Annotated in this window: 12 protein-coding genes; 8 read left to right on the top strand and 4 right to left on the bottom strand. The window is 70.0% G+C overall.

The window, feature by feature from the left end; genetic code table 11:
* Positions 1-278 precede the first annotated feature (278 nt).
* Positions 279-1,286 carry an ArsR/SmtB family transcription factor gene (locus tag ACZ4FV_RS25915; RefSeq protein WP_465323330.1) on the top strand — a complete coding sequence of 336 codons (1,008 nt, stop codon included), beginning with the start codon at positions 279-281 and terminating at the stop codon, positions 1,284-1,286.
* A 24-nt stretch (positions 1,287-1,310) separates the two neighbouring features.
* Positions 1,311-1,616 carry an FtsX-like permease family protein gene (locus ACZ4FV_RS25920; RefSeq protein WP_465323331.1) on the top strand — a complete coding sequence of 102 codons (306 nt, stop codon included), beginning with the start codon at positions 1,311-1,313 and terminating at the stop codon, positions 1,614-1,616.
* A 503-nt stretch (positions 1,617-2,119) separates the two neighbouring features.
* Here the strand turns inward: ACZ4FV_RS25920 and ACZ4FV_RS25925 are convergent.
* Positions 2,120-3,247: a hypothetical protein gene (locus ACZ4FV_RS25925; protein ID WP_465323332.1), complete on the bottom strand. Its 1,128-nt coding sequence runs from the start codon at positions 3,245-3,247 to the stop codon at positions 2,120-2,122.
* A 405-nt stretch (positions 3,248-3,652) separates the two neighbouring features.
* Between ACZ4FV_RS25925 and ACZ4FV_RS25930 the strand changes: the two genes are divergently transcribed.
* Complete coding sequence (locus tag ACZ4FV_RS25930) at positions 3,653-4,465, top strand: ATP-binding protein (protein WP_465323333.1); 813 nt, start codon at positions 3,653-3,655, stop codon at positions 4,463-4,465.
* 61 nt (positions 4,466-4,526) lie between these two features.
* On the opposite strand, the gene sigJ is transcribed toward ACZ4FV_RS25930, so the two are convergent.
* The gene (gene sigJ / locus ACZ4FV_RS25935) at positions 4,527-5,474 is read right to left on the bottom strand and encodes an RNA polymerase sigma factor SigJ (protein ID WP_465323334.1); all 948 of its coding nucleotides are present in this window, start codon (positions 5,472-5,474) and stop codon (positions 4,527-4,529) included.
* A gap of 169 nt (positions 5,475-5,643) precedes the next feature.
* Here sigJ and ACZ4FV_RS25940 point away from each other — a divergent pair, with 169 nt between their 5' ends.
* Together ACZ4FV_RS25940 and ACZ4FV_RS25945 are read left to right on the top strand one after the other, a co-directional pair.
* A complete protein-coding gene (locus ACZ4FV_RS25940; RefSeq protein WP_465323335.1) occupies positions 5,644-6,633 on the top strand; it encodes an NAD(P)H-dependent oxidoreductase in 990 nt (329 codons plus the stop codon).
* 1,250 nt (positions 6,634-7,883) lie between these two features.
* Entirely contained in the window at positions 7,884-8,537 is a 654-nt protein-coding gene (locus ACZ4FV_RS25945; RefSeq protein ID WP_465323336.1) for a glycosyltransferase family 2 protein, read from the top strand.
* Between the two features lie 664 nt (positions 8,538-9,201).
* Here the strand turns inward: ACZ4FV_RS25945 and ACZ4FV_RS25950 are convergent.
* Complete coding sequence (locus ACZ4FV_RS25950; protein ID WP_465323337.1) at positions 9,202-9,642, bottom strand: alpha/beta hydrolase; 441 nt, start codon at positions 9,640-9,642, stop codon at positions 9,202-9,204.
* Between the two features lie 189 nt (positions 9,643-9,831).
* On the opposite strand from ACZ4FV_RS25950, the gene ACZ4FV_RS25955 reads away from it, so the two are divergent.
* The gene (locus ACZ4FV_RS25955) at positions 9,832-10,281 is read left to right on the top strand and encodes an SRPBCC family protein (RefSeq protein ID WP_402235040.1); all 450 of its coding nucleotides are present in this window, start codon (positions 9,832-9,834) and stop codon (positions 10,279-10,281) included.
* A 229-nt stretch (positions 10,282-10,510) separates the two neighbouring features.
* Positions 10,511-11,416 carry an SDR family oxidoreductase gene (locus tag ACZ4FV_RS25960; protein WP_465323338.1) on the top strand — a complete coding sequence of 302 codons (906 nt, stop codon included), beginning with the start codon at positions 10,511-10,513 and terminating at the stop codon, positions 11,414-11,416.
* Positions 11,417-11,743: 327 nt separating this feature from the next.
* On the opposite strand, the gene ACZ4FV_RS25965 is transcribed toward ACZ4FV_RS25960, so the two are convergent.
* Positions 11,744-12,121, bottom strand: a complete 378-nt coding sequence (locus tag ACZ4FV_RS25965) for a VOC family protein (protein WP_465323361.1) — start codon at positions 12,119-12,121, stop codon at positions 11,744-11,746.
* 30 nt (positions 12,122-12,151) lie between these two features.
* On the opposite strand from ACZ4FV_RS25965, the gene ACZ4FV_RS25970 reads away from it, so the two are divergent.
* Positions 12,152-13,207, top strand: a complete 1,056-nt coding sequence (locus ACZ4FV_RS25970; RefSeq protein ID WP_402235046.1) for a YihY/virulence factor BrkB family protein — start codon at positions 12,152-12,154, stop codon at positions 13,205-13,207.
* The last annotated feature ends 25 nt before the right edge of the window (positions 13,208-13,232 follow it).

Here is a 13,232-nt window from a genome sequence, read left to right on the forward strand (position 1 = left end):
CGCCTACGAACGCGGAACGGCATCCGCCCTGAAATCCGAGGGCTGGGCCCCGAGGCGACCGAATTCACCCGCTTGTCACCGCGAGTACCTTATTGCGGGTCACCGCGTGTTCCGAACACGTTGCCGCGAATCGTCAGGGGCGCGGGACGGGAGGCTTCATGCCTTGCGCCTGGGTAAAGCCTCTTCGGTCGCACCGATCGCGACAACAACTTTCGGGCGTGACCGAATATCACCGGCCGCCGGGCTGCGGCGGCGGGTAAACCGACAATGGGGGGCACATGTTACGTATTCACTTCACGGCTCGGGATCTGACGGGGGTGGCGTTCGCTCACCACCGCGCGCTTCCGATCAGCGAGGCGGTGATGAGTCTGCAAGTCCTGCGCCGGGGCTCCGTCCCGCTCTTCCGTGCCTGGCGGAGTCATGTGCTGGAACGGCTGCCCCCTCGCGCGTCGTTGCTCGGGTCGTTGGTCCCGGCTGTCGGCTGGGTACCGGACTTCCTCACCCCCAGCGCGCCGGCGTTCCCCGGCACGGGGGTCTTCGAGGCGATACGGGCCACGCCACGCGAGCGCCTCGCCATCGATGTACAACGCCTGTCATCGCACCGCCGCCCGCCCGCGTGGGTGCGGCAACTGGCCGACGGAGACCGAGACACCCTGGACACGGTGGCCGACACCCTGGCGGCCTATCACGACATCGCCGTAACGCCCTTCGCCGACCGCATGCGCGCCGTCTTGGACGCCGACCGAGCCCGGCGTATCGACATCATGGCACGCGCCGGGATCGGCGCTTTGCTGGCCGGACTGCATCCGCACGCGCACTGGCGCGAACCGGTACTGGAGCTTCCCGGCCTCCCCGGAGAGGGTGACGTCGACTTCCATCTGGAGGGTCGCGGGCTCCTCCTGTGCGGGCACGTCTTCTGCGGCCCACGCCCTCGGGCACTACTCAACGACGTCGACACCCCCGTACTGATCTACCCGCCGCTCCGGGATCCACGGACGAACGACCTCGTCCGCGAACCGGCTCCTGCGCACGCAGCGAAGAGCCTGGCGACGCTCCTGGGCCGCACACGCGCGGCCGTCCTGCAGGCGCTCGCAGACCCGGGCGGTCACACCACCACACAATTGGCCCGACACCTGGGAATCTCCAACGCGTCGGCCTCCCAACACGCCGCCGCGCTCCGGGCCACCGGCCTGGTCACCAGCCTCCGCCAAGCCAACACGGTTCTGCACACCACCACCGCCCTGGGAACCAGCCTCCTGTCGGCCCCGCAGAAGCCGCCCGCGTGAACCGACTCGTCGACGGCGCGGGTCGTGGGATGCGCGGGTCCTCGATCTCAGGTCTTCCGGACGACATCAGGCTCCCGGCGCGGCAGCTTCCAAACACAGTCCGGGGAACCTCCGTTGAGCGGACGGAAGGGATCTCCAAGCACGGCCCGGCCCTTCCCAGCGGCTTCCGTCGCTGGGCGCCGCCGCGAGTTCGCGCTCCACCGGCTCGTCGGAGCCGGGAGACGCCGAGTACTACGCATGGTGGCGGCCGGGGCAGTCGTCACCTCGGCGGCCGGCGTCATCCTCGGCACCCGCCGTCGGCGCCTTGACCCTGGTGCCCCTGGACATTAGCGTCCTGGGCGCATCGCTCCCGGCCCGGGTCGCCCTCCGTATCGTTCGCCGTGGCCGGTGGCGCCCTGGCGCTGACCCTCCCCTCGCGACTCTCGTGCCTGCGGTAGCACTGCCGCGTGGCAACCCCGGCGCACCCGAAGCGGCCACGGACCAGCATCCGGGCGGTTGCCGGTCGCCCGGTCGCCGATCGGCGGCAGACGGCAGACCGCAGACGGCAGGCAGGAGGCAACAGGCAACAGGCAGGCCGATCGTTTCCGACACGAAGCGACACGGTGACGACGCGCGTACGGCGCCGGGTGTCACGCCGGGGTTCGGCGGGGCCGGGATCGCCGGGCAGAGCGTGTGATGCTCCGGGCGTCGGCCGGTGGTCAGCACGTCGTGCGACGCGGCGCCGACCGCCGACCGCCGACCGCCGATCGGAATCGATCGGCCGCGTTCCCCGCACCGGCTACGTGCGGATCCGCGTGACCACCGCGTGCGGACACGCACCAGGCTACGTGCGTCTACCTGGTCATTCGGGCGGTTTGGGCGCGGGTGGGGATGCGTGTTTCGCGGGTGGTGTTGACGGCGGCGTCGCTGCTCCCCGGACCGATCGCGGGAGGTGGTGCGGCCGACAGGTTCTTGTCCACCGCCCGCATGCCGATGGCGGCAACGTGGTGGGCGGGCGTCGGGGACGAAGAGGTCGCGCTCTTCGCGCCCGGTGCCGGGGCCGCCGGTTCGACCCTGTTGACTTCGGCCGGCGCGTTCGAAACGCGGCCCGCCACCGGGGCGCCGTCGGCATGCCGGGCACCTGTCTTCGCCCTCGCTCCGACTACGGGCACCGGACGACCACCCGCGGTCCTGTCGGGCAACTCCCCGGACTGTGCCACGGATTGCCCCTGCCCACGTTGGGCGTACATCCGCGCCACGCCGCCGGCGACGCCCTCCGCGCGTGCGGGCAGGTAGTCGTCGCGCCGGGCGACGAACACCTCGGTCGTCTTGTCGAGGAATTCGGCGGTCGCCTCGGTCATCCACCGCACAACCCAGGTTTCCGCGGCCAGTTGCGGCTCCGAGGCGCGCTCACGGACTCGCCAGGACGGATCGCGAGACATGCACTCGGCCTCGACGTACATCTCGATGGCGTACCGGAGCGGGCGGACGTCCTTCGCATGTTCGGGCCGCCTGGCCGCGCCTACGGCCACCTCCAACAGCTGCCAGGCCATGGGATGGGCGCCCGCGTCGTCCATGGGCACTTGGTCGGCGATTCCCCGCGCTCCCCGGGCGAGTTGATCAGCGAGGACCACCGCGGGCGGGTCGGATTCCAGCGTGGGTACATCGGCGCGGTCCGGGACGGTGGACACGTGGTCCGGCAGGAACCTGAGGATATCGACCACGCTCGCCGGACGGCCCGAGGCGACCTCGACACCCGCGGCACGCTCCGCGGCGGCCCCCACCTGCTTCGCGAGTTCCCGGTGGACCACCGACAGAAGTCGTCTGCTTCTTCGTCGGGTTTCTTCGAAGTAGGCGTTCGGCCCGTGCACGCCGTTGTCCAACGACCTTGCCATCGCCATCTCGCCGAGAACGGACATATACCCTTGAAGAGCGTGGCCGAGTTCCTCCGCCAACGACTGCGCGTGGTCGTCCTCTGTCACGGGCGTCCCTTGACGAACGGCTATAGGGAGTAGGCAAGTTACCAGTCGGCCGGCGGGCGTGAAAAGTGGCCGGGACATCGCGCGCGATGCCGGCCCGACGCGGACGGAGCGGATTCCGCACCACGGCGGACCCCGATTTCCGGTGGCCCGATCGCGGGACGACATCGCTCCCGTGACGGCGCGCCACGCGCCGCCGGTCGCCGCCCCGGCAGGGTACGGGCAGCGGGACCATCGGGCGTGCTCAGGCGTTTCCCAGCGGATGGAAACGAACTGTGTCGTCGTCTCGTTTGGTGGTTTCACGAGTTCGCCGTCGGTGGTCGGGGTGGGGTGAGGGTTGGGGTTGGGGTTGGGGTTGGGGGCGGGCCGCCATCGGTGATTCGGCGGCGCAGCACTGCCCTGGGGTCGGTGCCGCGGTGTCACCCCCTCGGGGGTCGGGACCGATATAGATCGCGAGCCTCGCCATGTTCGTCCCACCGGACGCAACGCCGCCGGCCCAGACCGGAGAGCTTCGCCACCGGACACCGTCACCGACCACCACGCAACCACCCCCACCCGGGGCCCCGCGCCGGTGCGCCGCCGCGGGCCCTGCCCGCCCAGGAGTGCCGGGTCTCCGACGCCCGCCGATTCGCCCACGCCCTCCTGGCCTCCTGGGGTGTGACCGGAGACGACCTGGACTCCGCCGTCCTGATCGTCGGCGAACCGGCCGCCAACGCCGCCCGGCACGGCCGCGCCGACATGGCGACCATCCTGGTCCTGACCGACCGTGTCCTGAGCGTCGGGGTCGTCGACTCCGGCGAGCCGAACGAGCGCCCTCCCCCCATGCGCCGACGGCGAACCCGGTCGAGGCCTGGCCATCGTGGAACACCTCGCCGAAAGCATCGACATCCGAGAGGAACCGCGCCACCACATCACACACGTCACCCTGCGCCTCGTGTGATTCGGATACGCGTCGAGCCGACCCCGCCCGACACGAGGAAGCGGGCGTCGTGCGGTGTTCACCAGGGTTTCGGCCTTGTCATCTTCCTCGAACCAGGCATCCGTCGCCGACGACACCGGCTGGGTCGGCGGGCCGCACTCGCCGAAGCAGACGGATCGTCCGGCGCCCTCCGGGTCGGGCAACGTACGTCGTCGCTCTCGTCCACGACGGGAGAGGCAACGCGTCGGGGACGGGTGCGTCGTTCGGGGCTCCGACGAACGTCCGTGTTCGGATGGTCATGAAGGCGAACTGTTGGGACCGGCAACTTCGCACACCAGCCCCGACTTTGAACCGGTCCTGCGGTCAGCCCGCCGTCCACGGGTGGAGTTTGTCGGGGTTGCGCACCGCCCAGATGCGCGTGATCCGGTCGTCCGCGACGTCGAACGCGTACACCGCCACGATGACGCCCTCGTGCTCGATCACCAGTCCGGCTCGACCGTTGACCGTGCGCTCCAGGACCATCAGGCCGCCGGACGCCCGGACGGCGAGGTCCGCGAGGTACCGCGCGATCCCCTCGCCGCCCTCGATCGGGTGGAGTGCGGCGGCGACCACGCCGCCGCCGTCCACCGTGAAGGTGGCACCGGGGGCGAGGAGACCGACGAGGGCATTGATGTCCTGTGCGTCCCACGCCCGCTTGAAGTCCGCGACGAGGCCCGCCTGGTGGGCCGCCGGAACCTCGGGGGGCCGGGAGGTTCGTACACGGCGCCGGGCGGAGGAGGCCAGTTCGCGGCACGCCGCCGGGGTACGGCCGGTGATCACGGCGATCTCGGCGAACGAGAAGCCGAAGACGTCGTGCAGGATGAGCGCGACCCGCTGGGCAGGGGTCATGGATTCGAGGACGACGAGAAACGCCATGCTCACCGACTCGTCGAGCGTGACCCGGTCGGCCGGGTCCGCGGGGTCGGTCGCGGCGGTACCCGGGCGCCCGCTGATCCAGTCGGTCCGCTCGGGCAGCGGCTCCGGGATCCATTCGCCCACGTAGCGCTCGCGCCGCACACGCGCCGAGCCGAGGAGGTCCAGGCACACGCGGGTGGCGACCGTCGTCAGCCAGGCGCCGGGCGAGTCGATGGCGTCCTGCCGCTGTCGGGACATGGCGTACCAGCGGGTGTAGGTCTCCTGGACCGCATCCTCGGCCTCGGCCAGGGAACCGAGGAGCCGGTAGGCGAGACCGATCAGCCGCCGCCGCTCGCTGATGATCGCGCCCAAGCCCGCGTCCGACTCGTCGTGCCGTGATGCCGCGTGATCGGTCATGGTTTCGATGGCTCCCCAAGTTCGGATCGTCCCTCACCGGTCCGACGAGAGAGCACGTCCGATTGTCAGGTCCACGACTCCCCCTGACGTTCCGCGGGGCCGCGTCGTCGTACTGGTCACAGACACCACCGGCCCGGAGAGCCCGGGCAGGACACCTCGGGAGACAGCGATGACCAGGATCGGAATACTCATCGGCAGCACCCGCCCCGGCCGCAAGGGCGACCAGGTCGCCCGGTGGGTCCACGAGCGGGCGACCCGCCGCGGCGACGCCGAATTCGAGGTGATCGACCTGCTCGACCACCCGCTGCCGCACCTGGACGAGCCACTGCCCGCGCTCGCCGGGCGCTATCGGCACGGGCACACCCGGGCATGGGCGGACACCATCGCCCGCTTCGACGGATTCGTCATGGTCACCCCGGAGTACAACGCCTCCATCCCCGGCGTCCTCAAGAACGCCATCGACTACCTGTACGCGGAGTGGACCCACAAGGCCGTCGGGTTCGTCTCCTACGGCGGTGGGGGCGGCACCCGCGCGGCCCGGCAGCTGCGGACACTGTGCGAGCTGCTCCACATGGGTGCCGTGACCCGGCAGGTCTCGCTGTCCCTGCACACCGACTTCGAGGACCACGCGACACTCACCCCGGGCGCCCACCACGTCAGCGCCCTGGACACACTGCTGGACCACGTCGTCGCCCACAGCACGGAAGGACGGACAGCCACACCCACACAGCGCGAGACGGACGAAGCCGCCATCCGCCACCACATCGGCCGGATCGTCGACGCGATCCGGGCCAAGAACCTTGAGGGCCTGAGGCGGCTCTACTCCGCGGACGTCGTGTCCTTCGACATCGATCCGCCGCTCCAGCACGTGGGGATCGACGCGAAACTCAAGAACTGGGCGAACGTGTTCACGTTCTTCCGGGAGGTGACCTACGAGCTGCGCCACCTGATGCCCACAGTGGGCGAAGACGTGGCGTTCACGCACGCCTTCGGTCGCCTCAGCGGCACACTGCCCGACGGGACGGCAATGGGCGGCATGTGGGTCCGGGTCACCTTCTGCTTCCGGAAGATCGACGGCGATTGGCTGATCACGCACGACCAGGTCTCCGTGCCGCTGGACATGCCGGGCGGCAGGGGGGTCGTCGACCTCGAACCGTGACGCCCGGGCGGGCCCGTCGACTCCCGGGCTGGACCGCGGGCAACCGCGCGAGTGGCCAACAGGGCCGGGGACTCGTCGACGCGGCCTTGGCGCTCCAACACCTCGGCGGGCAGACCCACGATCTCGGGGGAACTCCCCGAACGCCGGTTCGGCGGGCACCGCGGGCAACAGGCGCAGCACCGTGTCGGCACGACCGCGTCCGGCGGTGAGGTCGAGCAACTCCCGGGCGCGGAACATGTCCGAGGTGTGTGGGGCCAGAACCGCGATCGCCTCGTCGAGCCGGCCTTCGCCGGCCGACAATGCCGCCGGCCGCTTGATCGCGGACCCTTGGCCGCGCTGCGCCGCCGGGCGGACCAGGGCCATCGCCTCCGCCGTGCGCCCTCACCGGGCCAGGTGCTTCGCGACCGTCTCCACCGCCACCCACCAGCCGGTGTCGGCGAACGGCCTACGCCCCCAGCGCCCCGTCCCGCTCACCCCGCGCGGCCGGCCGACGCCCAGTCCCGCGCAACACCATTCCCCCGCCCGCGCCTGGAAACGGAGTTCGTCGCGATGGCCACACTCCACCAACGCCGACACCACCTCCTGCGGCGCACTCTCAACGCCAATCCCCCGCCAGTCTGCTGCGACGCTCGTGAGACGAGTTTGCCCGCCGAATCGGTACTGCCGTGGCCTGGCTGTCCAACGGTGCTCATCGAATCCTCACCCTCTTCCCCGCGCTCGGTGAAGTTCTTCAGCGCGAAGGCAGCCAACGACCTCGCTCCCGGGTTGCCGCGCCGGCCGGCGGCCCCGGTCGGTACCAGTCGCCTTCCAACTGGGCTTCCTGCTCGCCGAATCCGGCGACACCACCGAAGCCGAGAAGTGGTACCGCCGCGCCTCAGACACCGGCGACGCCGACGCCGCGTACAACCTGGGCCTCCCCCTGCTCACCGATTCCGGCCGTCTCGAGGAGGCGAGGATACGTTCCGCAACGCGGCTCGGGAGCAACCTCGCCGCTCCCAACCTGGGCGTCTTCCTCCACGCGTACGGCCGTACGGCGGAGGCGGAGGAGTGGTTCCGCCGTGCGGTCGCCGCCGGCAACACCTTCGCCGCGTACAACCTCCACATCCTCCTCGCACAGACCGGCCGGCCGGGAACGTGGCGCTCCGAGCGTCGCTCGCGCGCCACCCGCCGCACGGGTCGCCTCAGTCCGTCGTCGGTGTCTGCGGTTGGTCGCCAAGGGGGATCAGCAAGGTGCGGAGGTTCCACTCGAGTTGTTCGCGCTCGATGGGGGCAAGGTCGCCGCGGATCTCAAGAATCCCGAGCCTTCATCAGGACGCGGCCGACCGTGTACACAAGGAAGAACCTGCGCGGACTTCGACTACCAGATGCGGGCGAGGCGGCTCGGCTACCGCACGGTGATCGACCCGAAGGTCACCTCGTACCACTGGGAGCGGCGCAACGGGGTGCACCGCGAAGGAAATCGAAAGAACAACCTCGCGCGGTTCTGGAAGTCCTGGGGCGCGCAGATCGACAACGACATCACCCCTCGGCTCCTCGCCGGCCTCGCGGACCGTACCGTGGACGTGCGCGACCACTTGCCGACGCATCGGGGATCGACCGGCACGACATTCTGGACTTGGCTGAAGCTGTGCTTCGAGTTCTCGCCCGCGGGCCGGGGAAGCTTCGTCTCGGTCGTGACACGCGGGGCGTCCGACGACGCGAACTCCTGGGACGTAGCAGGGGGTGCCGTATACCTGCGCGTTTCCCGTATGACCCACGCGTTCGCCCTGCACAGCTCGGCCGACGGCCGGACGTGGCTGGTCGCGTATGCAGCCTGGGAACACCGATCGACATGCCGGTCGAGGTCGGATTCCTCGCGCAGTCACCGAACGGCCCCGGATGCCGGACGACCTTTGCGGACGTGACGTTCGCACCCGACGAGGCGGCCGATATCAGGGACAACAGCTGACCCTGTCGGCGCCACCGCAACCGCCTCGACCACCCGGCGCAGGGCCGGGGTGCGCCGCTGATACCGCTCGATCAGCCCTTCGACCTGCTCGCCGAACGTCGTCTTCCCACAGTCCGGGTTCTCGCCGTACAACCGACGCACCGACAACTTCGGCAACAAGCCCTCCACCTCGATGACACACATCACCAGCCTGCCCCCGACGACCGTGCCACGTCATCGGAGTCCCGCAACGATCAACGCATACGAAAGCCTTGGAAGAGCCGAGTCCTCCTCCTTGATAGTCCCCGACCGCCGCCGGCGGCGGCGGCTGGGTACGTCGAAGGCGAACCAAAGGTAGACGGCACGGTGGTACACACGGGACGCGGTCGCCGGCATGATGCCCGGATCGCGTGTGCGGCGAGCGCCGGACCGACTCGCCTTCCTGTTGGTCCCGCACCCGTCCCGGTCGTGTGGTGGGGACGCCCGTGACCGGGTGTCCCCACCAGGGGACGCGGAGGGAGGCGCGGATCGCGCCGTTCGGGGATGTCGCTGGGGACGCCGCCGGTACCGTACGACCTCGCGGGTCGATGCTGACAGGAAGGCTTTCGAGGTGCCGTGTGGCTATCGGTGGTCCCGCACGGTCATCCCTGTCCTGCGGGCGCATTGCCGCCCGGCTTGTCGACGGCTGGGCAACTCGTGCCCTCGGCCGGGACCTTGAGGTTGATCAGGTAGTCGTCGATCAGCTCGTTGACGCAGGTGCTCGGCCCGGCGGCGGAGGTGGACGGGTACACGGTGTGCCAGTAGCCCTCGTATGTGACCAGGGTCGCGCCGGTCGCCTTCGCCGCGCCCCGTGACCAGGGGTGGACGGTGGCGAAATCATGCAGGTTGCCGAGCATGACCATCGGCGGCGCGTTCTCGGTGTGCGGACAAGCCTGCGGGTAGGTGGTCTTGCCGGTGTATCCGACGCAGTCCAGTCCGCTGTTGGCGTACGGGCTCCATTGCACGTTGGGGTGGCTCCGCGCCAGGCGGGTGGACATGGTCCGCCATTCGGTGAAGTTCGCGACCTGGAACCTCCAGTCCAACCAGACTTCGTGGGGCAGCCTCGCCAACCGATCGCCAGGGGGCGGGGGTCCGTCGTGGTGTCGCACCAGTCGGCGAACCGGACGAAGGGGTCCGACGCACGGGCTCCTCCACGCCGTGAAGCGTGTCGGGAGGGAGAAATCGGGCAGCGGTCCACCGTCACACCGACGTCATCGAGGAAGGTTGGCCGCGTGTCCCAGATCGAGGAATCCATCGAAGTGGACGTTCCCGTCACCGTCGCCTACAACCAGTGGACGCAGTTCGAGGACTTCCCCCAATTCATGGACGGCGTCGAACGCATCGAGCAGCGCACCCCCACGCTCACCCACTGGACCACCAACGTCCACGGCGTCAAGCGCGAGTTCGACGCCGCCGTCACCGAGCAGATCCCCGACGAACGCGTGGCCTGGACCACCGTCGAGGGCGAGGTGCACCAAGCCGGCGTGGTCACCTTCCACCGCTTGGGCGACACCCACACCAAGATCATGCTGCAACTCGACCACGACCCCCACGGCATCGCCGACACCGTCGGCGACAAACTCGGATTCGTCCGCCGTCAGGCCAAGGGCGACCTCGAACGCTTCAAGACGTTCATCGAATCCCGAGGCACCGCGACCGGCGCCTGGCGGGGCGAAGTCTGACCGATCGACCCGAGAACCCCACGACGGCGGGGCCGGCACCCATCGCCCCGGCGAGAGGTGCCGGCCCCGCCGTCGAACCACGCCCGGACGAGGGCACGGTCGCCAAGCGGTGCCATGTCGCCGCCACCGGGAATCGACGGCGCCCGGGTTCCCGGCCCCGGCCCCCGCCCGGAACGGGCCTCGCGAGCGCCGTGTGGCCCGCGAGACCTCGTCTACGTAGGCTGGCGGGATGTCGGTAATCGGTCGAAAAAGGGCACGACCCCTGGCTGGGCGCGTCGCCGTCGTGACCGGGGCCGGGCGCGGCTTGGGCGCGGCCGTGGCCGTTGGACTGGCAGAGCGTGGCGCGGTCGTGGCGCTGCTCGGGCACAACGCGCGGTCCCTGGAGCGCGTCGCGCGGTCCCTGCCGGGGCGAGCCGACTGGTGGGAGGTCGATGTCACCGATGATGCGGCGATGCACCGCACCGCCGCACAGGTGCGCGAGCGGTTGGGTGCGCCGTCGGTGGTCGTCGCCAACGCCGGAGTGGCCGAGGGTGGGCCGTTCGCCGAGTCCGACCCCGCGACCTGGCGGCGTGTGATCGAGGTGAATCTGATCGGCAGCTCGATCACCGCCAGGGCGTTCCTGCCCGACCTGCTCGCCTCCCGGGGCTACTACCTGCAGATCGCATCCCTGGCGGCCATGGGCGCCTCGCCCATGATGACCGCTTACTGCGCGTCCAAGGCCGGTGTCGAATCGTTCGCCCACGCCCTGGGAGCGGAACTCGCCCATGAGGGCGTCGGAGTGGGCGTCGCCTACCTGAACTGGACCGACACCGACATGATCCGAGACGCCGACCAGCACCCGGTCCTGCGGGAGTTGCGCGCGCACATGCCCCGGCCGGCCCGCAAGGTCTACCCGGCGCGCACCGTCGCCTCCAGGATGGTGCGAGCCGTGGAACGACGCTCCTGCGCGGTCTACGCCCCCGCATGGCTCAGGGCACTGCAGCCGGTCCGCGCCGCCCTGCCGCCGTTGGTCACCCGCCTGGCCCGCACCGAACTTCCGCGCCTCGCCGCGCACCACACGTTCGACGCGACCGGACTGCTCGGAGCCGGCGGCCGCGACGACACAGCCCCCGGCACGCAGGACCGGTACCGGTAGCGCTTCGTCGAGGGGACCGGGGTTGGGGGCCTGGGCAAACGCTTGGAACCGAGGGCGGCCGGGGGCCGGCGGGGTGGCGGGCCGATGACTGGGCTTGGGGGTGCCGTGTCCGGGCGGATGCGGTTCTCGGGGCCCGGATTCGGCGATATGCCGTGGCAGCGCGCGAGAACCCACCGACGAACATCGCAACCAGGCCGCCGGCGGCCGGGCCGGCGCCGAGAACGCGGCTGGTCCCGACCGGGGGCCGGTCAGGCGACAAAGATGCGGAACGGATAACCAGAGGGGTCCGCGAACACATACAGCGGTTCGTCGGGGTCGTCGTGCTCGTCAGGCAGGAACCGCGTCCCGAGACTGCACGCGCTCACGCTGCGTATGCAGATCGGTCGTGCCCGGGACGGCGAGATCCAGGTGCATCTGCATCAGGACGTCGTGCCGAGGCACGTCGTCCGCGTCAGGTGGTCGACGCGCCGAAAGGCGAGCTTGTTCGTTCCGTCGGCATCGCGCAGGACGAGCCCGTCGGCTTCGTCGGACGCCCCCTCCACGGGGGGGTTCGTCGCTGGGTCGATACGACAGTCCAAGCAGTAGGCGGTAGAACTCCACCAGAATTCTCGGTTCGGTGGTGTCCAGGACCGTCTGCACGAGCCGCGGATGGTCGTCCATGGCGGACTCGGACCCGAGCCCCATCAGGAATGTCAAAATCGGCATGCGGGCCGCCAAGACGGAAACTCGTCAGGCATGACACACGCACCGCGGCCGGGACACGAGGACGACCACAACCGTGACGACGCCGAAGGCCGCCCCGAGGACGTTGGCCCGTCCGAGCAGGTCGAGGAACGCGCACCCGATCAGCCGAGCGAGTTGCCCAAGCGGGCCTGGCTCGCGGTGCTGCGCGGCACGGTCAAGGAGTTCAAGGACGACGAACTCGCCGACCGGGCCGCGGCCCTGACCTACTACGGCGTACTGGCACTGTTCCCCGCCCTGCTGGTGTTGGTCTCCCTGTTGGGTATCGCCGGCGAATCGACCACCGACCGGGTGCTGGACAACCTGAACAAGTGGGCCCCCGGCTCGGCACGCGATGTGATCACCGACGCGGTGCGCCAGTTGCAGAACAACGGTGGCTTGGGCTCGCTCCTGGCGGTGGTGGGCCTGGTGGTCGCCGTGTGGTCCGCCTCCAGCTATGTCGCCGCGTTCATCCGGGCCTCCAACGCCGTCTACGACATGCCCGAGGGCCGGCCGGTGTGGAAGGTCCTCCCGCTGCGCCTCGGCCTGACCGTCGTGCTGATGATTCTCGCCTGCGCCAGTGCGCTGATCGTGGTATTCACCGGTTCCCTGGCGCGACAGGTGGGCACCGCACTGGGTATCGGCGACGGCGCGCTGACGGCGTGGTCGATCGCGAAGTGGCCGGTCCTGGTCCTGCTGGTGACGATCATGGTCGCGATCCTGTACTGGGCCGCGCCCAACGCCGAGGGCCGCGGCTTCAGATGGATCACCCCCGGCAGCTTCCTCGCCCTGGCGATCTGGATGCTCGCCTCCGCCGGCTTCGCCTTCTACGTCGCGAACTTCGCCTCCTACAACAAGACCTACGGGACACTCGCGGGAGTGATCATCTTCCTGGTGTGGTTGTGGATCACCAACCTCGCCGTCCTGCTCGGGCTCGAGTTCGACGCCGAACTCGCCCGCCGACGCGCCATCGCCGGCGGCCTTCCCGAGGACGAGGAGCCCTACGTCCGGCCGAGGGACACCCGCAAGTGGAGTGCGAAAGACCACCGCCGACTGAATGATTCGTCCTGAGCCCACGGGAGACGGCGACCGAAAC

Source organism: Embleya sp. NPDC025285, assembly GCF_055558835.1.